Raw genomic sequence first — 25,313 nt, forward strand, 5'->3', positions numbered from 1 at the left:
GCATGGCATAGAAAAAACGTCCATTCTTGGTTCTGTTCCCTGCGCCCGCGCGAACGCAGAATGCGAGCATCTCAAGGAGAGGAGGACCGTCATGAACGTTCGATCTGCAGTTGCCAAAGCCTGCGCCGCCGTTGCTTTCGTCATCGCACTGCCGGCTGCCGCCGAAGGCGGCGGTGCGACCGTCACGCCCAACTTCGAGCATGCCATTCCCAACATTCCCGGCAAATCGGTGACCGCCGTGGTCGTCGATTATGCTCCGGGCGGGGCGTCGCCTTCGCACGAGCATGCGAAGTCCGCTTTCATCTATGCCTATGTGGTTTCGGGCGCCATCGAGTCGCAAGTGAACGATGGGCCCAAGCGGATTTATCGCGCCGGCCAGAGCTTTTTCGAGGAGCCCGGCGCCCTTCACCGTGTGAGCCGCAACGCGAGCAAGACTCGACCCGCGAAGCTGCTCGCGGTGTTCGTGGTCGATACCGACGACAAGGCGTTGACCACGCCGGTCAAATAGCCTCGAACGTGCGGGCGAACGGGCACGATTCGGCGGGGGAAGCCGCGCGCACTTGATAACATAGCGCCTCGGTGCCAAGAGGAGCGCGCAATGTCTGCAACGAAAGATCGGGTTATCGATGCGCTTTGGCGCATGGCGCTTCGCCTCGGCTTTCGTCTTGCTCGCGCCCGGTGGCATATTCGGCACCCTCGCCACGAAGGCGCACTGGTCGCCATCTACGTCGGGCGTGCGCTGTTGCTCGTAAAGTCGTCGTACCGAAAGGAGTGGGGCCTCCCGGGCGGCAGTATCCACCCTGGAGAAACGCCCGATGCAGCGGCGCAGCGCGAAATGGAAGAGGAAATCGGGCTCTCGTCGTATCCGCTGGTACCGGCAGGCAGCGTCTATGGGATATGGGACGGACGAAAAGACCGCGTGTATTTCTTCGAACTGCATCTCGACGACTTGCCCGAGTTACGGCTCGACAATCGGGAGATCGTGGCCGTGCATCTGGCATCGCCGGAAGAACTGCGCGGCATCGCGCTGACAGGAGCAGTGGCCGCGTATCTGGGCAGAGATGCCCGCCTTTAGCTGACCACGGTTATTTGCCCGCCCACACCACATCGCCGTCCACCGAATAAATCCGGCATCCCGCGTGGCCGGTGGCGCACTGCGCCAACGCGTCGTTGATCGGATCGACGCCCGATGCTGCCCCCCACGCACCGTCTGGCGCGATCGTAAAGGCCCGCGGCCGGCTCGCCGCAAGATACTGCGCATAGGCGCGCCGCCCATCGGTCCGCAAATACGGCACTGCGGCAACGTCCCGCAGCGGCGCGAAATCGGTGCGCGGCGGTGCCGATGCCTGGCGCGGCCATACCACCGTGTTGTCGACGGCATAGAGCCGGCAATACCGCGAAGTCGACCAGCATCGCTGCATCGCCGAGCGCGCGGGATCGAAACCGCCCGACGCCCAGGTGCCGTTCGTACTGCCGATGGCCATCGCTTTGGGCGCGGGCGCCGCAAGGTAGCCCGCATGAACCGACGCCCGCTCCCGCGCGCTGAGATAGGGGATCGCATCGACATCGTCGATCGTGGCGTACCCGCTGGCTTTCGGTGCGGGCCGCGGAAGATATTCTGGCCCGACCTCCCGGCTCGGCATGCCGATGCTCGCCAAAAAGGCGTCGGCCTTCGCCATCCACAGCGGAAGCCCCGCGCCGGATGCCGTCATCGCATGCGCGTCTTTCTGAAACGCGCCATAGTCCACGAGTTGGGCATGGCCGCCCGCCGCCGTATAGCGGCCGTACATGCCGCGCCATGTCGCGTTGGAAAACGTCTGGTCGTTCTCGCCGTAGAACCAGATCGAAGGCAAGCGGGTACGTGCGCCAAGTTCGCCGGCCGCCGAAATCAGACTTTCGTCAGGCCGGCTGCAATCGGACTCTTTGACGCCGCCCGCGAAGTTGAGCAGCCCTCTCACGTCCGGGGGATTCGTCGCACCGAACACCAGCGTATTCCAGCCTCCCATGCTCTTGCCCACCATGACGATCTGCGAAGCATCGATACCGGGAAGATCTTTCACGTAATCGAGCACCTTGCGGATGTCCTGCGCGGCATCGGCACCGATGGCAAGCACGTCGCAACCATGGGGAGCGGTATAGCCGTATGAATGCGCATAGCCGCGCATCATCGGTATGGCGATGGCGTAGCCCCGCGAAAGGAAATACCAGGGAATAAACTGATCGCCCACGCGCGGTGCATTGGCCGGGTCGTGCGAGGCGCCGTGATTGATGAGCGCGAGCGGGAAAGGGCCACCGCGCGGGGAGTGCGCCGGCATATAGACGGTCACCTCCAGGCTGATCGGCGGCGACGCCTGAACAGGCACGCGAAAGATTCTCTCGTTGAGCGGCGCCTCGGGTTCGGCACTGCGCTCCGACGGCCATGCAGCGTGCGGCGAAGCGAGGAAAGAAACGAAAAGCCATGGCAAAAACGCAGCCGTCAACTTTACGCTTCGCATGATCGGATTCGTTTCTCTCGTCAGGAAGATCACCGTGCACCGCGCTCGGCGCATCGCGCCGGCACGCCGTGGTTAACGGCACGGAAAGAGAAAACCTGAACGGATAGGGGTTGTGCAGCCGCGGCAGGGCAAATGCGGGCGAATCGACGGGGCGCCGAGCGGAGGAAAACTACTCGAGCCCAAGCAGCCACGCCGGCCGTTCGCTCACTCCCGCTTCGCGGCCTGCGCTCCGAAATCGATCTCCGCGCTCATGACAACGCCTCCCGAGCGGCCCGGTGCGCGTTGATTGCGCCAATAAAGATTGGTGTGGCTAATGACGGCCGCCGGGGAAGGCGCCCCGTCTTGCGTCCGGTCTTCCGTGGTGTGCGCGTCGCCCACCAGCACTGCGTCGTAGCCGCGCGCGACGGCTCCATGCAGCGTCGAGCGAATGCACATATCGGTTTGGGCACCCGTGACGATCAATTTGCCGACGCTCAGCCGTGCGAGCACGTTCTCGAGTTCGGTGTCATCGAATGCGTCGCGATACTTTTTCTCGACAATCGCCTCATCAGGCGCGGGCGACAGTTCCGCCACGATCCGCCACGGCTCGCTTCCGGCCTGCAAATCTTCGTCGACATGCCGGACCCAAATGACCGGTACGCCAGCGCGGCGCGCCCGCTCGACCAGCATGTCGACGGTATCGAGCACTTCGTCGCGTCGATACGCGTTCGCAATCACCCCGTTTTGCAAGTCGATTACGACGAGCGCGGTATTAGGACGTTCGACGAACGTAGTCATGGTAAATAGCGTTTGCGCAAAAAACGCATCTTACTCCGTCGCGACCTTGCGCACGGCCGCCCTCGCCTTTACTCTTTCCCGATTTGGCCCGTCCGGGCCGCCTTTTCCCGCGAACAATCGGTCAATGAGCCTGCACGCGTCTTCCCCTGTCGCCCCCGGCCGCATCGGCACCCTGATCCGCGATGCCTACCCTGGCTACTTCGCCATGATCATGGCGACCGGCATCGTCTCGAACAGCGCCGGAGCGCTCGGGTTCGGCGTGCTGTCCGATTTCCTCTTCGCACTGAACGTGTTTCTCTTTCCGCTGCTGCTGATCGTTCTGGCCGCCCGAGCGCTCCATTACCGGGCGGCCCTCTGGCGCGATCTGACGGACCCGAAGCTCGTCTTCTCGTTTTTCACCGTCGTGGCCGCCGCCGACGTGTTCGGCATTCAGTGCTTCCTGCGCGGCTTCACCACGGCGGCGCTCGCGCTCTGGCTTTTCGCCCTGGCCGCCTGGATCTTCCTCAGCTACTTCAGCTTCAGCGTGCTGATGTTCATCAATACCCGGCGCGGCGCGGATATCGTGCATGGCGGCTGGCTCATCGCCATCGTGGGCACCGAATCGCTGACGGTGCTCGGCGCCATGCTCGCGCCGCGCTTCGGGCCCGAGCTGTCGGCCGTAATTTTCGTCGGCGCGCATATGCTATGGGGCGTCGGCGTCGTGCTGTACGGCATTTTCATTACGCTTTTCAGCCATCGGCTCTTCTTTTTGCGCGTGGACGCCAGCGACGTCACGCCCCTTCTGTGGGTGGTCATGGGCGCATCGGCCATCGGCGCCAATGCGGGCTCGATGCTGATCCTCTCCAACCCGCCGATGCCGTTCCTGCTGGCCATGCGGCCGTTCGTCGATGGTACGACCCTGATTCTCTGGGCGTGGGCGACGTGGTGGACGCCGCTGCTCGTCGTACTCGGCTTCTGGAAGCATGTGATTCGACGCGTACCGATCACCTATCACCCGATGTACTGGAGCCTCGTGTTTCCGCTCGGCATGTACACGCTGACCACCTACCGGCTCTCGCTCGCCACCGATTTTCCGCCGCTGCAGTGGATTCCCCGCGTGATGCTCTGGGTGGCCGTGGCCGCATGGGCACTGACGTTCGTTGCCGCGCTGCGCGCCAACGTGAGGCGGCCGGCGCGCTGAGGCGGATGCCCGGTCGCGTCACATCATGCGGGCCGGCACTCAGCCGTCCAACGGTTCGAGTTCGCCGAGCACGGTCGGCAGCAGTTCCGATACGGTCGGATGAATGTGCACCGCGCGTTGCACGACCGTGTAGGGCGCCTTTGCGTACATCGTATCGGTAAGGCAATGGATCGCCTCGTCGCCGCCCACGCCCAATATGGCCGCGCCGAGGATTTCCTTCGTATCGGCATCGACGACGACCTTCATGAAGCCGCGCGTATCGCCTTTTTCCACGGCCCGGCCCACGCGCGCCATCGGCCGCATGCCGACCAGGGCCTTTCGGCCCGAGCGGCGGATTTCATTCTCCGTCATGCCCACCCGCCCCAGCGGCGGATCGATGAAAAGGCCGTAGGTCACGATGCGGTCGAGCACGCTGCGATGCTCGCCGTCCAAGAGGTTCGCAGCCACGATCTCGTAGTCGTTGTACGACGTATGCGTAAACGCCCCACGCCCGTTGCAATCGCCCAGCGCCCAAACATTCGGCGCACTCGTGCGTAATTGATCGTCGACACGGATATAACCTCGCTCGTCCACCTCGATCCCTGCCCGATCGAGACCGAGGTCGTCGGTGTTGGGCGTGCGGCCGACCGCGATCAGCAGATGCGAACCAACGACTTCGCGCGCCCCGTCGCCGCCGCAATCGAGCGTGACGGCGATCTGCTCGCCCCGCATTGCCGCCGCCATGCACTCGGCTCGCAGCTCGATGCCGACACCTTCTCCATGGAGGATGTCGTACACGGCCTGCGACACGTCCTCGTCCTCCCGCGCAATCAAGCGCCCTGATTTCTCGATCACCGTCACCCGCGCGCCGAAACGCCGGTACATCTGCGCGAATTCGAGCCCGATATAACTGCCGCCCACAATAATCAAATGCTCGGGCAGAAAGTCGATATCCATCATCGTGGAGTTGGTCAGATAGCGGACGCGGTCGAGCCCCTGCATCGGCGGGATGAACGGCCGCGTGCCGACGTTCACGAAGATCCGCTCGGCACTATAGCGCTCGCCGTTCACGCGCACCGTATCGCCCGACTCGAAGCGCGCATGGCCCTGCAGTACCGTGCAGCGTTCCAGCCCCCTCAGCCATTTTTCGACGTTGCTTCGGGACCGAAGAGAGATTTCGTCCTTGCGGGCCTTCACGCGCGCCATGTCGACACCGACGGCCCCTCCGATCGTCACGCCGTAATCCCCGGCGTGACGCGCGACATGCGCGGCATACGCGCTGGCCACCAACGCTTTGGTGGGGATGCAGCCCGTATTCACGCATGTACCGCCGAAAAGATTGCGCTCGACGATAGCCACGCGCATACCCGCGGACGATAGCCTCGCCGCAAGCGCCGGCCCGGATTGACCCGTGCCTATGACGATGGCGTCAAACCTCGCTGTCATACGAACCTCCGCTCGATGCATCGGGAAAACGCAAGGTTTCCAGCATAGGATACTTTTCGCAGGGCCATAGCGCCCATTGCACGTGCCTGCCGCGTCCCGCTCTTGCATCGGCACAACCGGACAACTCGAAGATTGATAACGGGATTGCATCAATCGTTCGGAACATTGCACTTAACGCGCAGGCCCGATTGCCCGAAGATCCGTGGAACAAGTGCCGGCCGCTCGTCCGGCCCACGATCAACTCGGAGACACCTCGATGGATACCGTTGCAAGCCCGCACGCCACGCCTCAATCCAAGTGCGCGGCCATCTTCCGCGTAACGGCCGGAAACTTTCTCGAACAATTCGACTTCTTTCTCTTCGGCTTTTACGCCACGCATATCGCGGCCGTGTTCTTCCCGTCGGCCAGCGAATTTGCCTCGCTGATGATGACGTTCGCCGTATTCGGCGCCGGATTTCTGATGAGGCCGCTCGGCGCTATCGTGCTTGGCGCCTACATCGACGAAGTCGGGCGCCGCAAAGGGCTCATCGTCACGCTGTCGATCATGGCGTGCGGCACCATCCTGATCGCCTTCGTGCCCGGCTATGCCACGATCGGCCTGCTCGCTCCGGCGCTCGTCCTGCTCGGGCGCCTGCTCCAGGGCTTTTCCGCGGGTGCCGAACTGGGCGGCGTATCGGTCTATCTGGCCGAAATCGCGACCCCCGGCAACAAAGGGTTCTATACGAGCTGGCAGTCGGGCAGCCAGCAAGTGGCCATCGTCGTGGCCGCCGCGCTCGGCTATGCCGTCAATCAATGGCTGAGCCCGGCGGTGATTGCGGATTGGGGATGGCGGGTGCCGTTTTTCGTCGGCTGCATGATCCTGCCGATGATTTTCATCCTGCGGCGCCGCCTCGAGGAAACGCAGGCATTCGCTCAGCGCCGGCATCGCCCCAGCATGAAGGAAGGCTTCGCCGCGCTCGCGCGCAATGCGGGTGTCGTCATCGCGGGCATGCTGCTCGTGGCGATGACCACGACGAGCTTTTACCTCATTACCGTCTACGCGCCCACGTTCGGCAAAAACGTACTGCACTTGAGCACGGCCGACAGCCTGCTCGTGACGTTGTGTGTAGGCGTGTCGAACTTCATCTGGCTGCCGATCGGTGGCGCCTTGTCCGACCGAATCGGGCGGCGCCCGGTCCTCATCGCCATGACCGCATTGACGATCGCGACGGCCTATCCCGCGCTGTCGATGCTGGCGCACGCGCCGAGCTTCGCCAATATGCTGCTCACGCTGCTGTGGCTCTCGTTCATGTATGGCATGTACAACGGCGCGATGATCGTCGCGCTCACCGAGGTGATGCCGGTGGAGGTACGGGTAGCCGGTTTCTCGCTCGCCTACAGCCTCGCCACCGCGGTTTTCGGCGGCTTCACGCCGGCCCTCTCCACCGCATTGATCCACACCACGCACGACAAAGCCGCACCCGGCTATTTGATGAGCATTGCCGCGCTCTGCGCGCTGAGCGCGACGCTCGTTCTCTACCGCCGCCGGCCCGCACTCAGCGGGGCCGTGCAGTAAGCTCCCCGCCCTTCTTTTTACGACAAAAACACGATAGGAGACGCATCGGATGAAATCGCTATTCCTCAGACTATGTACAGCCGCGTTCGTCGGCGGCGCCGCGCTTGGCGCGAGCGTGCACGCAGCCGAGCTCGACGTCATGAGTTCGGGTGGATTTACCGCCGCTTACAAGCAACTCGGCCCGAAGTTCACCGCCGCGACGGGCAATACCCTCGACACCACGCTCGGGCCCTCGATGGGCAACTCGCCGCAGGCGATCCCGAACCGGCTCGCGCGCGGCGAGCCTGCCGACGTGGTCATCATGGTCGGCTACGCGCTCGACAAGCTGATCCATGAAGGCAAGGTCAGGCCCGATTCCCGCGTGGAACTGGCCGATTCGCGCATCGGCATGGTCGTGCGAGCCGGTGCGCCGCGCCCCGATATCTCGACGATCGAAGGCCTGAAAGAGACTTTGCTGCATGCGAAGTCGATCGCCTACTCCGATAGCGCGAGCGGCGTCTATATCGAGCGCGAATTGTTCAAGCGGCTCGGCATCGAGGATCAGGTCAGGCCAAAGGGGACCATGATCGAGCGAGTCCCGGTAGCGTCCGTGGTCGCGAACGGTCAATACGACATCGGATTTCAGCAGGTGAGCGAGTTGCTTCCGGTGCCGGGCGTCACCTACGTGGGGAAAATTCCCGATTCGGTGCAATCGGTCACGCGCTTTGCCGGCGGGATCCCCGTCAGCGCGAAGCATCCTGAGGAAGCAAAGGCGCTGCTCGACTATCTTGCGTCGCCGCAGGTGCAATCCGAAGTCAAATCCACCGGGCTCGATCCGGTCGCGCACTGAGGCGCTCAAGGACGCACATCGAGCGCGTCCGGTGTCGAATCGCCGCGTGCCGGCGCGGCGCGCAATGCGCGCGCGAGCCGCGCGCGCTCCGACGGCCGCTCCCATACCGACACCGCCACCACGGCGCAGGCATTGCTGATCACGCTCGTGAGCGCGCGCGCTTCCGACATGAAGCGGTCGATTCCGACCAGCAGCACCACGCCGGCCAGCGGCAGATCGGGGACGACGGACAGCGTGGCGATCAGCGCCACGAGCCCGCTTCCGGATACCCCTGCCGCGCCTTTCGACGTGAGCAGCATGACCCCGAGCATGACCGCGATCTGCCATGCGCTCAGCGGCACGTCGCAGGCGTTGGCAATGAACATGGTTGCGAGGCTCAGATAAATTGCCGTGCCGTCCAGATTGAACGAGTAGCCCGCCGGCAATACGAGCCCGACGATGCCTTTGTCGCAGCCGAGCCGCTCGAGCTTCACGACGAGCCGCGGCAGCACGGGCTCCGTCGAAGACGTAGCCAGCACGATCACGATCTCGTCCCTCAAGTAGCGAATCAGACGCCAGAGAGAAAACCCGCATAGCCGCGCGAGAAAGCCGAGCACGATCGCGACGAATGCGAAGCAGCCCAAATAGAGCGACACGATGAGCATGCCCAGCGATCCGACCGAACGAATGCCGAGATGCGCCACCGCATAGGCGATCGCGCCGAACGCGCCCAACGGGGCGAGCCGCATGATCATCGACAGTATCCCGAAGCACACCTGCGCGAGCCCGTCGACGAATTGCCGCACGGGCTCGCCGGCCTGCCCTGTCATGCGCAGCGCGAAGCCGAACAACACCGCGACGAGCAACACCGGCAGCACATGCCCTTGCACGAATGCGGCCGTCAGCGTGGGTGGAATCAGATGCAAGGCGAACGCAACGAGCCCATGCACGGCGGCCTGCGTCGCATACGGTGCGAGCACCGACGTATCCAAACGGCTGGCCTCGACGTGCATCCCCATGCCAGGACGAATGACGAATGCCGCCGCGAGCCCGACGAGCAGAGCGGCGGCTGTCAGCAGATAAAAAAGCGCCAGGGCTTTGACGATGACGCGCGCGACATTCGATTGCGCATGCAGCGAACCGATGCCGCCCACGATCGTGCAAAAGACGATCGGCGCGATCATCATGCGAATCAGCGCGACGAAAGCGTCTCCGAGCGGCTTGAACGTCGCACCGTAAAGCGGCGAAAAATGCCCCAGGGCAATACCGAGCCCGGTGCCGATGAGCACCTGAACGTATAGCGGCCGGACGACGCGCGGCATCCTCATGGCCTTGCCTTCGTTTTCGGGGAACGCGGCGCCGCACTGCCTTTGCTGCCGACGATCAATCGATAGAACGCTTCGGCGGCGGGCGTCAATTGCCGCCCTCGGCGCGTCATCAGGCCGATTCGCCGCGTGACGACGGGATCTTTCAGCGGCACGCTCGTCAGATTCGACTGTTCGGGCGCGGGCATCGCCATGGACGGCACGGCGGCCACGCCGATACCCGCCTCGACAAGCCGCAGCAGCGAAGTGACATGCCGTGTTTCGCACACGCTGGGCCCCTTCGGCACGACCGCGTTCAACGCCTGGTCGAGCACGAGCCGGTTGCCGGAGGTGCGGTCGACCGAAACGTAGTCGTGCTCGTAGAGTTCGCGCCACGACACTTGCTTTTTCTTCGCGAGCACGTGATCGCGGCGGCAGGCCACGACGAATCGTTCCTGCAGCAGCGCCTTGAAGTCCACTTCATGTTCTTCGCTGCCCATGAAGCCGATGCCGAAATCGGCTTCCGCGCTCATGACGCTGCTCACGACGTCATTGGCGCTCGAATCGAGCAGCACGACGCGAATGCGCGGGTAGCGTTTCCGATAATCGACGATGAGCGGTGGCAGGAAGTAATGCGCGATCGAGGGTACGCAGGCGATCGTCACGTGACCCGTGCGCGACGAGGCCACGTCGCGAAGGCCCAGCAGCGCGAGGTCGAGATCGTCGAGCAGTTGCTCCGCGCTTCTTGCGAACGCACGCCCGACTGCGGTGACGCCCACCCTTCGCGTCGTGCGCTCGAGCAATCGCACGCCGAGCGCCTGCTCGAGCTTCTCGATCCGGCGGCTCAATGCCGGCTGCGAGATATTGACCGCCTCCGCGGCCTTGCGGAAGCTGCCGAGTTCGACCACGGCGCGAAAAGCCTGCAGATCGTTCAAGTCGAAGTTGATGCCCACGGTCCGCCTCTGATCTCCTGCTGTAATTTCATTCCGCGCCACAGTGTTTCCATTTCCGGGCGATCGGGGTTTGCCAGCCTCTCTACACTACGCGGAGTGTAAAAGTCGAGAGACCGATATGGGCTGCCATCACGCTGCCAAAAGGCAAAACGGTACTGATCCGCGCCATCGATCCCGCATCGCTCGGCGGCGCGCACGAAGACTGACAACGCGTCAGCAGACAAGCGCGGCCATCGTGCTGGTTTCCCCCGATAATGGAGCACCATCGGTCCAACGGAACCCAGCATGAAAACAGTCACGCGTCCCATCGCGGCAGCAGGCCGGTTCGCGGCCACCCTCGCGTTCACGCTCGCGGCAGCGAGTTTACTGGCCTCGTCGCTGCGCGCCGAGGAGATCGGCAGCGTCAATACGAACTTCCGCTTGCCGCGCTCGGACCGGGTCGTCGTCGAAGCTTACGACGATCCCGCGGTCGCCGGCGTCACCTGCTATGTTTCCCGCGCCCGCACGGGCGGACTCAAAGGCACGTTCGGCGTGGCGGAGGACCCGACCGAAGCGTCGATCGCGTGCCGGCAGGTCGCGCCCATCCGCTTCCAGGGCTCGTTGCGTCAGCAAGACGACGTGTTCAGCGAGCGCATGTCGTTCATCTTCAAGACGCTCCACGTCGTGCGCATCGTCGATGCCAGGCGCAATACGCTCGTCTACCTCACCTATAGCGACCGAATCACGTCGGGCAGCGCGAAAAACAGCGTTACGGCCGTGCCGATACCGGCAGGCACGCAAATTCCGCTCAAATAGCGCCCGGGCATGCATCACCGTGCCGACGCCCTCGCAATCGGCTGCGCCTGCCCCGCCGCCGACAGCAGCGAAACAGCGGCGGCGTCCGGCATGCCGTTGGCGTCGATGGCGCCGGCCGCGGCCAAAGCCTCGAGATCGCTGTCGACGCCCGGCTGCCCGACGACGAACGGCGTCGTCAAAAACGCCGGCGTACTCAGCGTGAGCGCGTAGTGCTGCTGCAGGTTGAAAACGACGGCGGATTGCGCGGCCAGCACATAGTTCGGGTTGCCGAGCACCTGCTGAAAGAGCGCGTTGCTGGGCAGGCCCGCAACGAGCCCGGCCACCGTCGTACTCAATTGTGCGGCGAGGTAGACGAGCATCAGCTCGGTTTCGGGTGTGGTGTTGAAGATACCGCCCGCGAAGGCGGCCGAGTGCAAGGTCACACTGCCCGACGTCACGGTGAGTACGCAGGGAAGCCAGGCATCGAATGTCGCGCCGTAATGCCCGCCGCCGTCGGACACGGCGCCGGCGGCCCCGTCCGCGCACGTTATTGCAACGGATGCGCTCGCCAGCGCGGCACCTGTTGCGGCGGTGCCGGACAACGCGAGCTGAGGCGGCCCGGCCCCCCAGCCGCACTCGTCGGACCCGACACAAAAGCTGCCGCTGCATCCGACCAGTGTGGCAAGCAAGGCCGCGGCCAGCGCGCCGCACTTCGGACGAAACGAACGCAGACCGCGAGTATTCATGGCTGCCAACCCCGGATCGAAGAGGAAGAAAACGGCTGCGCATGCACAGCCGCATCGTCGCTCTTCATTCTAGGCCCGGCGCAGAGAAACCGGCATCGATCCGCGCAGCGGGCGGGAAGCCGCTCGGTAGCGCCTCGGTAGCACCTCGGAAGCGACCCGGAAGCGGCCCCGAAGCCGTGCAAGCCGGCAAACGAACGCGCCCGGCTGCGCCGCGGCATCAGCGCGCGGCGAGATTGCCGCCCGCGTCCAGGCGCTTTTGCCAGGCATTCATGATCTTGTCTTCCATGCCGCTATAGCCGCCGCCGAAGTGATGTCCACCCGGCATCTTGATCACCTCGCGCGGGCTCGCCATCGTCGGGCATAAGGTATCTTCCTCGCCCTCGCCGTAGAAGCATTGGACGATTCCAGCCGGGAGGCGATCGACCTCGGGCTTGGCCTGCAACGCCTTGTCGCTCGCCGGCATGCCGAGCCAGCCCGTCACGCGCACCTGGAAATCCGCGCCGCGTGCGAGGCCCAGCATCGAGACCAGCGCGACTTTTTCGCGCAGTGAGGCGGGCAAGCGGTTATAGGCGAACGGCATGACGTCCGCGCCGAACGAATAGCCGATCAATGCAATCGACTTCGTATGCCAGCGCGCTCCGTAGGTACGCAGCACGCGGCTCAGATCCCGCGTGACCTGCTCGGGCGTCTTCTCGCTCCAGAAATAGCGCAGGCTGTCCCAGCCAACCACCGATACGCCATCCTTTTGCAGTTCCTCGCCGATCGTCTTGTCGAGGTCGCGCCAGCCGCCGTCGCCTGACATCACGATCGCCAGCATGCCGTTCGGATGCGCGGCCGGCAGTTCGATCAGCGGCAGATCCGAAACGTCCTGCTCGCCGCCGGACTCCGTCAGCAGATGCGGGCGGACGAGGCCGACGAGTCGATCGGCGCGGGTCGTCGCATTCGCCGCGAACATCCGGGGCGGCTTCGCCAGAAAGGGGGCGCTCAAATCGGATTTGTCACGACTGAATACCGGCGAATCGGCGCCTTCCTTGACTGCCGAGCGCACGGCCTGCCGCGTCGCGGCCACGGCCGCCTCGCTCGTTGCGCCCGTTTCGACGAAGCCCGGCAGCACACTCGTGCGCGTGACGGTCGGGTCGGGCGGGCACTGATGAAAGCGCCGGTCGAGCACCGCCGCGGGGTCGAGGGCCACCGCCCCCGCCACCGTGTTCGAAGGCGCTTGCGCCAGTACGTGCAGCGCGAGCGTCGCCCCGGCGCCGGTGCCCGCGACAATGGGCGCGAAATATCGGCTCGACTTCAATTGCCGCTCGAGCTGATGACTGAGCGCTTCCGCATCGCCCACGAGTTGCCGGCACGCCTGACCGCCGGCGGCGAGCGCAGCCGCATACCGCTCGGTGTCGACACCGACGGTCAACGCCCCCTCGCGCGCCAATGCATCGGCCGCCTGCTGATCGGCAGCCGTCCAGCCCTTACCGGCCGAAAACAATACGACGAAACCGCGCAGTTCGCCCTGCGGCCAAGCCACGGCGACTTCGCCATAGCGCCCGCCCGATATGCGCGAATCGGCCGCCTGAGCACCGACGGACGCCAGTATGCCCGCCGCAACGGCAAGCCATCGAAACCCACGCAATGTCCTATGCCTCATCACGAACGGCGCCCCCCCGCCAGAATTGACAGATCCACTAACGTCAGGAGCGCACTGGCCCACCCGGAAACCGCGAGATAACGCGGCTCCCAGCCCGGCTGAAACTTGCCCTTGAATGCACGAAGACCCTGGAAATTGTAGAAACGCCCGCCGAAACGCCAGATCATTGCGCCGATCCGGTGAAGCGGCGAGGAAAGCGGCGTCGGCTGCACGCCCGAAAACGGCGCGACGCCGAGGCTCAGGAAGCGATAGCCCGCTTCCTTGAGGCTCAGGGCGAGCTGCACGAAGAGAAAATCCATCACGTAAGCCGACGCCTCGGGCCGATGGCGCATGACGCCGATCGTTGCCTCCACGTTCAGATCAGTCGTCATGAACGTCGTGAACGCGACGGGCGTGCCGTTCTGGCGCACCAGCATGATCGATTGCGCGGCCAGATACTGGTCGCTGAACGCTGCCACCGAGAAACTCTTCTCGCGCCCCGCGTGCGTGTCGAGCCAACTGTCGGAAATATCGCGCAGAACGTCGAGCGATGCCGGCACATCGGCCGCGCCGATCACTTCGACCGTGCAGCCGTCGCGTTCGGCGCGGCGCAGCGAATAGCGCAACGCCGAACGTTTCGGCCCGCCGAGATCGAATGCATCGAGCGCGATGCGCGCCTCTTCGCCGAGCTTCATCAGCGTGAGGCCCGAATCGAGGTAGAGCGGCAGCGAATCGGCCCGCACCTGATAGAACGCGGCCCGCCCGCCGTGACTGTGCGCGAGTTCGACGAAACTGCGGATCAGTTGCGCCCATTCGCAGCGCGGCCCCACTGGGTCGTGCAGCGCCGCCCAGGTGCGGCCGTGCTTCGCATACATGAGGAAGGCGCGGCGCGAATCGGAGAAGAGGAAGCTCTTGTCGCCCATCATCGCGAGCCCCGCGTCGCTGCGCTCCTGAGCACGAATGATCTGCACGGCGTCGTCGAGATCCTTCGAACTCGGATGCACGAAACGGCCGGCATCCGGGCGCAGCAATTGCCACACCGCGAAACCCGCCACGAGCAGGCCCGAGGCCAGCATTGCGCGCAGCGAGCGCGAGGCGCGCTCGTCGAAAGCGAACTGCCACCACAGGTCGTTGCTGTAGGGAACGCTGCGGTAGGCGAAGAACATCACCCACAGCGCGCAGATCAGCACGATCGTGACCGAGATGAACCATCCGAACGTGAAGCGCTCGGCGAAAAGCGACGAGCGCCGGCCGAACCGGCTACGCGTACAGGCCAGCAAAACGAGCAGCGAGCTCAGCACGCCCGCCTCCACGAACGCCAGGCCCTTGACGACCGACAGCACGAGGCTCAGCGCCGTGAACGAGAACGTGAGCCACCATGCCGCATCGAGCCGGCGCATGAGACCGCGGGCGACGAAGAGCAGCAGCACACCGAGCAGGCTGCTCAGCAGTTGCGAGCTTTCGAGTGCCCACAGCGGAACGAGGTGGCGCAGGATGGCGAGGCGGCGGGCGAACGCGGGCGTCGCGCTCGATATGATCAACATCGAGCCCGCGAGGAAGGTGATCAGCGAGAGGAAGAGCGGCGCAAGCTGGGCCAGCCCGGCCACGCGCCGCAGCGGCAGGCGATTGCGCAGCGCGCGGCCCTCGAAGGCGGCCAGCATCGCGGCCGAGAGCAGCAGCGGCAAGCCGAAGTAGACGACGCGATAGGCAAGCAGGGCCGCCACGAGCGACGGCGCGCTGACATCGCCGCCGAGCGCGAACACCATCGCGGACTCGAATACGCCGACACCGCCCGGCGTATGGCCGACCATGCCGAGAAAAAGCGCGGCGGAATAAACGGTAAGGAAGCTGATGAAGCTGACGTGCGCGTCCGGCAGGAAGACCCACAATGCGGCGCCGGCACCCACGATGTCGACGATCGCGTAGGCGACCTGGGCGATCAGATCCGAGCGGGCGGGGATGTCGAGCGCGAGGCCGCGCCATGGGAGTTTCACACGCTTCGTGCTCGTGCCGCAGCAGGCGATTGCGGCCACGAAGGCCACGATCAGCGACAAACTGCCCATCACCAGCATGTCGGGCGAAACATGGATCATGGCCGCGAGCGGCGCCGCGTCGCAAAGGGCGCCGAGCGCGCTCACGAACAGCAGCGTCATGGCAAGCGAGACGCTCGTGAACACGGTCAGACGCCCGACCTGCGTCGGCGTGACGCCCACGGCGCCGTAGACGCGGCACCGCACCGCGCCCCCCGTCAACGCGCCGAAGCCGGCCGCGTTGCCGAGCGCACAGCCTGCGGTCGCGCCCACCCACAGCAGCGCCCGCGGTACCTTTGCGTCCACGTGACGCAGGCCATTGGCGTCGCGGGCGACGAGCGCGACGAAGCTCGCCGCGGTGGCGACGACGGCAGCGAGCCACGTGCCCGGATCGATTCCGAACAACTGCCGGCTCACCGCGTGGTAGTTGATGCTGTGCGAGAAATGCTGAACCGCCACGAGCAGCAGCGCGCAAATGCCGAGCGCGAGCGCGGGCGAGACCAGTCGCTTGCAGTCGATGTGCCTGAGGCGTCCACAGGCGGTGCGAAAGGTGGAGCGAGCCTTTCGCAGATGATCCCCGATACGTCCTTGCATCTTTCCCAGGATTGGCCGCCTGCGCGGCGCCCTACTCATCGAAACCGGCGGCGGCGGTGATCGGACCGCCGTCAGTCGATGAACCCAGCGCTCAACCCGCTAGCCAATCGATATAGCAACTTGTGACATGTGAAACGTTTGTACGGCTCGATCGGTTGACGCGGATGTCGTCAGAGGAAACCCGCCACGGCTCGCGGCAGGCCACCCGACACTGTGGCGCTGCCGCAACGGGAACCGTGGCCGCTTCCTCTTGACATACCCGAATCACCCGATCCTGTTTCCTCTTACCCCTCCCGGTGGCGCATGCATCCGTTGCCGGCGCCGGCATTGCGGAGGTGACGTTACGGTTATCGGTCATAAGCCCGGCTACTTGAATTCGGGCAATTGCGGATGCCGCCTGCGCACGGCAGCCGGCATGGCCACGGCGCGAGCCCCGCTCGGGGCGCCGGCCTTTCTTTCACCGCCGTAAGAAACCGGCGCCGGCCGCGCCGGGCAAAGGTGCCGCCTACGCGTGCCGGCCGCTCTTTCATGCCGCGGCCACGGTCTTCATCGTTTCGTCACACGCGCCGCTCAGCATCGGCCATTCGTGCGACTCTTTTCGGGGCACCCGACCATGCCGGAGATTTCATACTCCCCTTCGCTTCCTTCATCGGCTCAGCGCATCGGGCTGTGGACCTTCCTGCTCGTGCTGGTGTTGGGTCTCGCCTACTGCACCACCCATCTCGTCAGCGATCTTCAGCCGATACGGGAAGGGTCCGTGCTGCCGTACCTGCTGCTCGGCACCGCCTTGCTGATCGCACTCGGCTTCGAATTCGTCAATGGCTTTCACGACACGGCCAACGCCGTCGCGACCGTCATCTATACGCACTCGCTCTCGCCGCATCTGGCCGTCGTCTGGTCGGGCGCCTGGAATTTCCTTGGCGTGCTGACCTCCTCGGGCGCCGTCGCCTTCGGCGTGCTGCAGCTACTGCCGGTGGAACTGATCCTGCAAGTCGGCAGCAGCGCCGGCTTCTCGATGGTCTTCGCGCTGCTCATCGCAGCCATTATCTGGAATCTCGGCACCTGGTATTTCGGGCTGCCGTCGTCGAGCTCCCATACGCTGATCGGCTCGATCATCGGTGTCGGCCTCACGAATCAACTCCTGCACGGCCCCTCCGGCACGAGCGGCGTCGACTGGAGCCAGGCAATGGGCGTCGGCCGCTCGCTGCTGTTCTCGCCGATCATCGGCTTTTTGCTGGCGGGCCTGCTGCTGATGCTGTTGAAAGCGCTCCTCCGTGCACCGGCCCTCTACAAGGAACCGGTGGGCAAGGCGCCACCGCCGTTCTGGATCCGCTGCCTGCTGATCCTCACCTGCACCGGCGTCTCGTTCGCGCACGGCTCCAACGACGGCCAAAAAGGCATGGGCCTCATCATGCTGATTCTGATCGGCACGGTGCCCACGGCTTACGCGCTCAACAAGGCCGTCACGCCGGCCCAGACGCAGACGTTTCTCGCCGTCTCGCAGCAGGCAGCCGGCGTGCTCTCGAAGTACACGAACGGCGTGGCCGCCCCCGCCGATGCGCGTGCCGGCGTCGAACAGTACGTGCGAACGCGGCATCTGGCGCCCGACACCGTAGCGGCGCTCCAGCAGTTGAGCCTGCAGATCGGCCGGCAGGTCGGCGCATCCGGCTCGATCGCGAACGTGCCGCGGGAAGCCGTCGACAACGTGCGCAACAACATGTACGTGGCCTCCGAAGCGATCCGGCTCATGGAAAAGGCGAAGATACCGGCCTTCGCAGCCGACGACGAAAAGGCGATCGACAACTTCAAGAAGCAGATGGACACGGCGACGAAATTCATTCCGACCTGGGTCAAGGTTGCCGTCGCCATCGCGCTTGGCCTCGGCACGATGGTCGGCTGGAAACGCATCGTCGTGACCGTGGGCGAAAAGATCGGCAAGGAGCACCTGAGCTACGGCCAGGGCGCATCGGCTGAAGTTGTCGCCATGCTGACGATCGGCGCGGCGGACGCGTACGGGCTGCCTGTTTCCACCACGCACGTACTCTCTTCGGGGGTGGCCGGCACGATGGCCGCCAATGGGTCGGGACTGCAGTGGAGCACGGTGCGCAGCCTCGTGCTCGCATGGATTCTGACACTGCCCGCCTCGATCGTGCTGGCGGGCGGCCTCTACTGGATATTCCGGCACCTGTTCTGAGGGGCATTTCCATCCGGCCGGGCCGCACGCCGTGCGCCCGGCCCCCTCGCCGCGCTACTCGCCTCCGGTTGCTCAGTAGACTTCGGGCACCATCAAATCGGCAGGCACCGGCTGGCGGATGTAATCCTCGTTGTAGACACGCTCCGGCAATGTAATGACCGGGTGCTCGACCTCGTGGTACGGCACCTGACTCAGCAGATGGTGAATGCAGTTCAGGCGCGCACGTTTCTTGTCGACGGCATGCACGACCCACCAGCGCGCCTCGGGAATGTGCGAGCGCTGGAGCATGACTTCCTTCGCCTGCGTATAAGCTTCCCAACGGCGACGGCTCTCGAGATCCATCGGGCTCAGCTTCCACTGCTTGAGCGGATCGTCGATGCGCGCCTGAAAGCGGATCTCCTGCTCTTCGTCCGTAATCGAGAACCAGTACTTCAGGATCTGAACGCCGCTTCTCACGAGCATCTTCTCGAATTCGGGCACCGAGCGATAGAACTCCTCGCACTCGTCGTCCGAACAAAAACCCATCACGCGCTCGACACCGGCGCGGTTATACCAGCTGCGGTCGAACAGCACCATCTCGCCGCCGGCCGGTAAATGGGCCACGTATCGCTGGAAATACCATTGCGTGCGCTCGCGGTCGCTCGGCGCCGGCAGTGCCGCCACGCGGCACACGCGCGGGTTGAGCCGCTGCGTGATGCGCTTGATCACGCCGCCCTTGCCCGCCGCGTCACGGCCTTCGAAGATGACGACGAGCCGATGGCCCGTCTGGACGATCCAGTCCTGCAGCTTCACGAGCTCGCCCTGCAGCCGGAAGAGCTCGCGGAAATAGCGCTTGCGGACCTCGCGCGCCTCGGCCGTGAGGCCCAGCGCGCCATCGTGCATGCGATCGTCCACCTCCATTTCGAGCTCTTCGTCGTAGGCGTCGATGAGGTCCTCCTCGAACCGGCGCTGCCGCTCGGCCTGCCGATATGCGTCGGACCTCGGGTCCTCTTCCTTCATCGCGTTTCTCCCAAATGAAAAACATCGTGCCGCCAGCATACGCCACGCCGCGCGCCGATTTTCGAGGCGAACGGTGTCAGCCGTATTACCGGCGCCGGCAGCAAGGACCTCGCGAGCGGCAAGCGCAGCGAGGCCGAGCGAGGTGGAATCGGGGGCGGGCCCTTGCCGGCCAAGCGTGCCGAACGGGCCGAACGGGCCGAATCACACCGAATTGCGGCTTGCCGGCCGCGAGCGGCTATCATGTGCGCAGATCGACACCCGTTATATCGTTGGCCGGACCGGCCGGAGAATTCCATGGCGTCACCTCATGACAGCGTCAGCATGGCGCTCTTTTGCGACTTCGAAAACGTCGCGCTCGGCGTTCGCGACGCGAAATACGAGAAGTTCGACATCAAACCCGTGCTCGAACGGCTGCTGCTCAAAGGCAGCATCGTCGTGAAAAAAGCCTATTGCGACTGGGATCGCTACAAGACCTTCAAATCGGCGATGCACGAAGCGAGCTTCGAACTGATCGAGATTCCGCACGTGCGGCAATCGGGCAAGAACTCGGCCGATATCCGCCTCGTCGTCGATGCACTCGATCTCTGCTATACGAAATCGCACGTCGATACGTTCGTCATCATCAGCGGAGACTCGGATTTTTCGCCGCTCGTGTCGAAACTGCGCGAAAACGAGAAGAAAGTAATCGGCGTGGGCGTGAAGAATTCGACGTCCGACTTGCTCGTGGCGAATTGCGACGAATTCATCTTCTACGACGATCTCGTGCGCGAACAGCAGCGTGCCATGGCCAAGCGCGAAGCCCGCGACGCGGCCAACGCACCGAAGCGCCCGGCCGAAGAAGAAAAACAGCCGAAGATGGAGGCGCGCAAGGCGCAGGCCATCGCACTCGCCGTGGAGACGTTCGAGGCCCTCGTTTCCGAGCGGGGCGACAGCGGCAAGATCTGGGCTTCGGTACTGAAAAGCGCGATCAAGCGGCGCAAGCCCGATTTCAACGAGTCGTATTACGGCTTTCGCGCATTCGGCAATCTGCTCGATGAAGCACAATCGCGCGGCTTGCTCGAAGTGGGCCGCGACGACAAATCGGGCGCATTCGTCTACCGTCCCGCCCCCGCGTCGATCCCGCCCGTCGAGCCGGTGAAGGCGTCGGCAACTCCGCCTGCAGCCGAGGCACGCGAGCCGGAAGCCGTCGGCGAGCAAGCCAACGGCAAGCATCGCCGTAAAGGTCGCAGCGCGCGCAAACAAGCAGCGCAGCAAGCACCGCTGTTTGCAGAAATGCCGCCTGCCCCGCAAGAACCGGCGATTGTTGCCGGGCAAACGCGCGGCGAGCCGACGCCCGAGCGGCAGACCGAGATCGCCGAAACCGCGGCGCAGGCAGATGCGCTACAGGCCCCGGCGCCGGCCTCCGCCCCGCGCCGCGCGCGCAAGACCGCTCCACGGAAAAAGGCCGGCGTTGCTGCGCAACCGGTGCCTAGCGAGGAAATGGGCGGCAACGAACCGTCGCCTGCCATCCCCGTTACCGAGGCGCCGGCGGCGAAACCACCACGCAAATCGGGGGCGCGCTCCAGTCGCCCGCGCAAGACCCCCGCGAGCGATCAATAGTCATTTCCGTAGTCGAACGGACCCACCGGTCCGTTCGGTCGATCCGCTCGGTCCATTTATCGCGCCGCTTGCGGCAGCAGCGAATCGATTGGTCCGCGAGGCGCGACGGCAATCCAATGCCGTTGCGCCCACCACCTCCCGTTCATTGCATGGGCGTTTCGTACAAGAATTAACTGCCGAAAACGCACGAAATACATTCTCCCCGGGCGCTTATTTCGCACGCAATTCGGCATTGACTCAGCCATACCCCCGCATTCACCCGCGCTTATCTACTTGTTTATTAGCGATTTAACTTCACTGCATCAAGAACCGCGGGCATGACCGCGCCCATCGGGCACCGCGATTGCTCCGTCAGGGCGGCCGTCGCCAATACAACGGGCTCCAGCAGCGCACGACAGCCGCCCGGGCGAATCGACGCCCCCGATATATACAACGAGAGACAAGGAGACACTCGTGAATGCGATCGTTTCCACGCGGCTTTTCTGCCTGCTGATCGGGCTCGCGAGCCTGATGGCCGCCTGCTCGGGCGGTTCAGGCTCGGACAGCGGGCAAAACAGCGGTGCCGTGCTTGCCTTCCAGATGGACTCGGGTGGCCAAACCAATGCGTTCTATCGACAAGGCAATGTATCCGCGCATTTATTGATGCGCTCGTCGACGAAGCCCCGACTGCTCGTCATCTTTCCGGCCGGTAATAGCGGAACCGGCCTCTGGTTCGAGGATACCGCGCAAGCGGTGAGTTGGAGCCTCGATGCGCCGCTCGCGCCGAGTATGAATCGCGACATCCAGGGCCGCAATTTGTACGGCATCTCGGCCGATGTCTCGGTCAACGTCAGTCAGTTGACGCTGCGGCAAGCCTTGCTGACCTCGGTGCGCTTTCTGCGCGACTACAACGGCGGCTATCCCGCCCCTTCCGAGGTTCAAACGCAGCCTCTCATCGACGGGAATACGATCCGGTGGCAGCGCAACCGCGCCGACGGCGCCGCGGGCTACGCGCTTGCGGTGCAGGTAACGAACGGCGGCACGGTCACGTCGAATCAATCGGGCACGCTCACGTTGCAAGCCGCGAGCGGCAGCAATACGCTGCATCTGCGCGTGCTCGCGTGGAACGGGGAGACGCCGCTCACGCCGATCACGCACGCGAATCTTTTCACCGAAGCAGTCAACCCCGATACGCAAAGCCAGAACGTGGTCGAATTCCTCAGCTATGCGGACAAACTGCTGGCAGGTTCGTGGCAATACGACACCTACTTCGGCCGCGATACGCTGATCTCCGTGCGCATGCTGATGCCGGTACTCCAGGCGCCGGCCATCGAGGCCGGCTTGACGTCCGTGCTGAGCCGCCTGTCGTCGGACGGCATCGTGGCGCACGAAGAGGGTATCGGCGAATTCGCGGTCATCGACAACCTGCGCAACGGCCACCCCAACGATGCCACGCCGACCTACGACTACAAGATGATCGACGGCGACTATCTGCTGGCCCCCATCATGGCGGCCTGGCTCATCGACGATGCGCGCGGCGCGGCGCGCGCGGCCACCTATCTCGCGCAGCAGGAAGGCGGTGGCCAGACGAACGGCAGCCGCTTCGTCACGAATCTCGTGCATGTGGCGAATACGGCGCGTGCCTTTTCGCAGCAAAGCGTCTATTCGAACCTGATTCATTTGCGTTCCGGTCAAATCGTCGGCAACTGGCGCGACAGCACGAACGGCCTTGCCGGCGGCGTCTATCCCTACGACGTCAACGCGGTACTCGTTCCGGCCGCGCTGCGCGCCGCGAGCCGCTTTCTCGCCAGCGGCCTGCTCGATCCGTACTTGAGCACGGACCAGCGCGCCGCGCTCGCCGACGCCGCGCAGCAAGCCTCGGTGTGGGAATCGGCCGCGCCGGCGTTGTTCGAGGTGGCGGCCACGCCTTCCCAGGCGGCCACGGCGGTCCCAGCGTATGCGGCGCAAACAGGTGTGCCGGCCGGCACGCTGCCGAGTTCGACCACTGCGTTCTATGCGCTGTCGCTCGACGAGCAAGGCAATCCGATCCCGGTGATGAACTCGGATGGCGGTTTTGCGCTGCTCTTCGGCACACCATCGGCCGACGTGCTCACGCGCATCGTTACGGCTGCCGTGCAGACATTCCCCGTGGGGCTCGTCACCGATGCGGGAATGCTCGTCGCCAATCCCGCCTACGCGAGTTCGTCGCTGTGGCCGCTCTTCACCAACGCGGCGTATCACGGCACCGTAGTCTGGTCCTGGCAGCAGGCCATGTGGGTCGCGGGGCTCGATCGGCAGTTGGCGCGCCAGGATCTGACGGCCGACGTGAGAACGCTGCTGACGAACGCACGCTCGCGAATCTGGCAGGTGATCTCGAATGCGTCCGATATGCGCGCATCCGAAATGTGGACGTGGTCGTATGCGAATGGCGCCTATCAGGCCGAAGCCTTCGGCACGCATAGCGCGGATGCCACGGAGGCCAACGCCGCGCAGCTGTGGAGCACGACCTACCTCGCCATCAACGACCCGAACATTCGCGCCGGGAGATACTGGTGGCAGGCGCTCGGTGGTTCGAGCAAAGTCGCGTCGCGCTAGCGCTCGACAGGCGGGAGGGTCCAGCCGAGAACCGTGACGGACGCGGGGACGGACACTGCGGACGCAACGCCGCCGCGAGCCGTCATGCCGCGCCGGTCGCAGTCCCTTCGATGCCGTCGAGCCACGCGGAAAACATCGCCTTGGCCGCCAGCGGCAGGCGCGTGCGCAATGCGTTGGCGCCGGCGCGCAAGGTACGCGGATCGACACGTGCCTGAGCCAGTTCGCATGCATGCCCCACGAGCCAGTGCTCGATCTCCTGCGGATCGGCCTCCGGATGACATTGCAAGGCCAACACATGGTGGCCGACCGCGAATGCCTGGTTGTCGCACACCGCGGTCCCGGCAAGCCGGACTGCGCCGGCCGGCATATCGAAACGATCGCCATGCCAGTGCAAAACGGGCACGTCGCCCAGCTCGGCCAACGGCGACGCCCGGCCCGCCTCGGTCAACGACAACGCCGAAAACCCGATCTCCTTTACGCCCATCGGTTCGACCTTCGCCCCCATGGCCCGCGCGATCAGTTGCGCGCCCAGGCAGATACCCAACGTCGGGCGCCGATGCGCAAGCCGCTGCCGCACAAGCGCAAGTTCGTCGACGATGAAAGGGTAGGTGTCGTCGTCGAACGCGCCGATGGGGCCGCCGAGCAGCACAACCAGATCGGCATCGAGCACATCGGGCACACCCGATTCGTCCCGAGCCGCATCGACATATCGAATGGCGTAACCGCGCGCCTGCAGCACCGGCTCGAACGTTCCCAGATCCTCGAAGTGCACGTGGCGAATGGCAACGGCTGTCTTCACGATGGCGACTCCTCTGTATCGAGGCCGGTTGGCCAGTAGTAGGTATCGGGCATGTCGCGCGCGCCGAAGATGGCCTGCCCGACACGCACCACGGTCGCGCCTTCCTCGATGGCGATCTCGAAGTCGCCGGACATGCCCATCGACAATTCGTCCAACGCCGCACTGTCCGGAGTGCACTGTCGGAGCCGGTCGCGCAAATTGCGCAGCAGGACGAAGCACTGCCGAACGCGTTCGGCCTCGCTCGAAAACAGCGCGAGCGTCATCAGGCCGCGCACGCGCAGCGCCGAAAACGCCGGCAGCTTGCCGACGAATGCCTGCACTTCGTCTGGCGGCAACCCGTATTTGCTCGCCTCGCCGGACGTGTTCACCTGCACGAATACATCGAGCGAGCGGCCCTCGATCTGGAGGCGCCGGTCGAGCGCCTCCGCCACGCGCAAACTATCCAGCGCCTGGAACTCCGCGGCAAAGCGCGCCACGACCTTGGCCTTGTTGGTCTGCAAGTGGCCGATGACCGACCAGCGAAGATCGGCCAGGTCCTGCATGGCTTCCCATTTCGTGTACGCCTCCTGCACCTTGTTTTCGCCGAGCATGCGGCAACCGGCCGCATATGCCAGCCGCAAGCTCGCTTCGGGCTTGGTTTTGCTGACCGGCAGCAGACGGACCATTGCGGGATCGCGCCCGGCGCGCCGGCAGGCCGCATCGATGCGCGCCCGAACCGTGGCGAGATTGCTGCGGAAATCGTCGACCGTGGTGGCTTGCGGATAGCGGCCGTGCTGGTCGTGCCGTGTTTCCGTTTCTGATACGTCGGGCATCGTGTGGATACTCCTTGGCGGGCCGCGGCTCGCCGGTTCATCGGCTCGCGGAAGATATCGAACGCGCCAGC

General features: G+C 64.7%; 20 protein-coding genes. 9 read left to right on the forward strand and 11 right to left on the reverse strand.

All coding sequences use genetic code 11. The features are described from left to right. Nucleotides 1-91 precede the first annotated feature (91 nt). Nucleotides 92-508: a cupin domain-containing protein gene (locus U0034_RS24230; RefSeq protein ID WP_085229012.1), complete on the forward strand. Its 417-nt coding sequence runs from the start codon at nucleotides 92-94 to the stop codon at nucleotides 506-508. 90 nt (nucleotides 509-598) lie between these two features. Then, complete coding sequence (locus tag U0034_RS24235) at nucleotides 599-1,075, forward strand: NUDIX domain-containing protein (protein ID WP_085229013.1); 477 nt, start codon at nucleotides 599-601, stop codon at nucleotides 1,073-1,075. A gap of 10 nt (nucleotides 1,076-1,085) precedes the next feature. Here U0034_RS24235 and U0034_RS24240 read toward each other — a convergent pair whose 3' ends face one another. Continuing rightward, nucleotides 1,086-2,495 (reverse strand): dienelactone hydrolase family protein, encoded by a 1,410-nt coding sequence (locus U0034_RS24240; RefSeq protein WP_158243528.1) that lies wholly within the window; start codon nucleotides 2,493-2,495, stop codon nucleotides 1,086-1,088. A gap of 204 nt (nucleotides 2,496-2,699) precedes the next feature. Then, a complete protein-coding gene (locus U0034_RS24245) occupies nucleotides 2,700-3,272 on the reverse strand; it encodes an isochorismatase family protein (RefSeq protein WP_085229083.1) in 573 nt (190 codons plus the stop codon). Between the two features lie 124 nt (nucleotides 3,273-3,396). On the opposite strand from U0034_RS24245, the gene U0034_RS24250 reads away from it, so the two are divergent. Then, on the forward strand, nucleotides 3,397-4,452 hold the full coding sequence (locus tag U0034_RS24250; RefSeq protein ID WP_158243527.1) for a tellurite resistance/C4-dicarboxylate transporter family protein: 1,056 nt from the start codon (nucleotides 3,397-3,399) through the stop codon (nucleotides 4,450-4,452). Nucleotides 4,453-4,491: 39 nt separating this feature from the next. On the opposite strand, the gene U0034_RS24255 is transcribed toward U0034_RS24250, so the two are convergent. Continuing rightward, complete coding sequence (locus U0034_RS24255) at nucleotides 4,492-5,877, reverse strand: FAD-containing oxidoreductase (protein WP_085229016.1); 1,386 nt, start codon at nucleotides 5,875-5,877, stop codon at nucleotides 4,492-4,494. 256 nt (nucleotides 5,878-6,133) lie between these two features. Here U0034_RS24255 and tcuC point away from each other — a divergent pair, with 256 nt between their 5' ends. Both tcuC and U0034_RS24265 read left to right on the forward strand, forming a co-directional pair. Continuing rightward, nucleotides 6,134-7,432, forward strand: a complete 1,299-nt coding sequence (gene tcuC / locus U0034_RS24260; RefSeq protein WP_085229017.1) for an MFS transporter — start codon at nucleotides 6,134-6,136, stop codon at nucleotides 7,430-7,432. A 49-nt stretch (nucleotides 7,433-7,481) separates the two neighbouring features. After that, complete coding sequence (locus U0034_RS24265) at nucleotides 7,482-8,261, forward strand: substrate-binding domain-containing protein (protein WP_085229018.1); 780 nt, start codon at nucleotides 7,482-7,484, stop codon at nucleotides 8,259-8,261. A gap of 5 nt (nucleotides 8,262-8,266) precedes the next feature. Here the strand turns inward: U0034_RS24265 and dctA are convergent, their stop codons facing one another. Together dctA and U0034_RS24275 are read right to left on the reverse strand one after the other, a co-directional pair. Continuing rightward, entirely contained in the window at nucleotides 8,267-9,568 is a 1,302-nt protein-coding gene (dctA, locus tag U0034_RS24270) for a C4-dicarboxylate transporter DctA (RefSeq protein ID WP_085229019.1), read from the reverse strand. Next, on the reverse strand, nucleotides 9,565-10,497 hold the full coding sequence (locus tag U0034_RS24275; protein ID WP_085229020.1) for a LysR family transcriptional regulator: 933 nt from the start codon (nucleotides 10,495-10,497) through the stop codon (nucleotides 9,565-9,567). The genes dctA and U0034_RS24275 overlap by 4 nt, the downstream gene beginning before the upstream one ends. A 285-nt stretch (nucleotides 10,498-10,782) precedes the next feature. Between U0034_RS24275 and U0034_RS24280 the strand changes: the two genes are divergently transcribed. Then, entirely contained in the window at nucleotides 10,783-11,292 is a 510-nt protein-coding gene (locus U0034_RS24280; RefSeq protein WP_085229021.1) for a CreA family protein, read from the forward strand. 14 nt (nucleotides 11,293-11,306) lie between these two features. On the opposite strand, the gene U0034_RS24285 is transcribed toward U0034_RS24280, so the two are convergent. The 3 genes from U0034_RS24285 to mprF form a co-directional block, all read right to left on the reverse strand. Next, entirely contained in the window at nucleotides 11,307-12,017 is a 711-nt protein-coding gene (locus U0034_RS24285; protein ID WP_085229022.1) for a hypothetical protein, read from the reverse strand. A 217-nt stretch (nucleotides 12,018-12,234) separates the two neighbouring features. Continuing rightward, nucleotides 12,235-13,662, reverse strand: a complete 1,428-nt coding sequence (locus U0034_RS24290; RefSeq protein WP_085229023.1) for a virulence factor family protein — start codon at nucleotides 13,660-13,662, stop codon at nucleotides 12,235-12,237. Then, the gene (mprF, locus tag U0034_RS24295) at nucleotides 13,662-16,265 is read right to left on the reverse strand and encodes a bifunctional lysylphosphatidylglycerol flippase/synthetase MprF (protein WP_085229024.1); all 2,604 of its coding nucleotides are present in this window, start codon (nucleotides 16,263-16,265) and stop codon (nucleotides 13,662-13,664) included. The genes U0034_RS24290 and mprF overlap by 1 nt, the downstream gene beginning before the upstream one ends. A 613-nt stretch (nucleotides 16,266-16,878) precedes the next feature. Between mprF and U0034_RS24300 the strand changes: the two genes are divergently transcribed. Beyond that, nucleotides 16,879-18,459 carry an inorganic phosphate transporter gene (locus tag U0034_RS24300; protein ID WP_085229025.1) on the forward strand — a complete coding sequence of 527 codons (1,581 nt, stop codon included), beginning with the start codon at nucleotides 16,879-16,881 and terminating at the stop codon, nucleotides 18,457-18,459. Nucleotides 18,460-18,531: 72 nt separating this feature from the next. Here the strand turns inward: U0034_RS24300 and ppk2 are convergent, their stop codons facing one another. Next, nucleotides 18,532-19,458 (reverse strand): polyphosphate kinase 2, encoded by a 927-nt coding sequence (ppk2, locus tag U0034_RS24305; protein ID WP_085229026.1) that lies wholly within the window; start codon nucleotides 19,456-19,458, stop codon nucleotides 18,532-18,534. A 294-nt stretch (nucleotides 19,459-19,752) separates the two neighbouring features. Here ppk2 and U0034_RS24310 point away from each other — a divergent pair, with 294 nt between their 5' ends. Beyond that, the gene (locus U0034_RS24310) at nucleotides 19,753-21,057 is read left to right on the forward strand and encodes an NYN domain-containing protein (protein ID WP_085229027.1); all 1,305 of its coding nucleotides are present in this window, start codon (nucleotides 19,753-19,755) and stop codon (nucleotides 21,055-21,057) included. 510 nt (nucleotides 21,058-21,567) lie between these two features. Beyond that, complete coding sequence (locus tag U0034_RS24315; protein ID WP_085229084.1) at nucleotides 21,568-23,631, forward strand: hypothetical protein; 2,064 nt, start codon at nucleotides 21,568-21,570, stop codon at nucleotides 23,629-23,631. Between the two features lie 82 nt (nucleotides 23,632-23,713). Here U0034_RS24315 and U0034_RS24320 read toward each other — a convergent pair whose 3' ends face one another. Then, nucleotides 23,714-24,430 carry a glutamine amidotransferase gene (locus tag U0034_RS24320; protein WP_085229028.1) on the reverse strand — a complete coding sequence of 239 codons (717 nt, stop codon included), beginning with the start codon at nucleotides 24,428-24,430 and terminating at the stop codon, nucleotides 23,714-23,716. Next, nucleotides 24,427-25,242: a YggS family pyridoxal phosphate-dependent enzyme gene (locus U0034_RS24325; protein ID WP_085229029.1), complete on the reverse strand. Its 816-nt coding sequence runs from the start codon at nucleotides 25,240-25,242 to the stop codon at nucleotides 24,427-24,429. Before U0034_RS24325 ends, U0034_RS24320 begins: the two co-directional genes overlap by 4 nt. Nucleotides 25,243-25,313: the final 71 nt, after the last annotated feature.

The sequence above is a fragment of the Trinickia caryophylli genome (assembly GCF_034424545.1).
In the GTDB taxonomy this organism is placed as follows: domain Bacteria; phylum Pseudomonadota; class Gammaproteobacteria; order Burkholderiales; family Burkholderiaceae; genus Trinickia; species Trinickia caryophylli.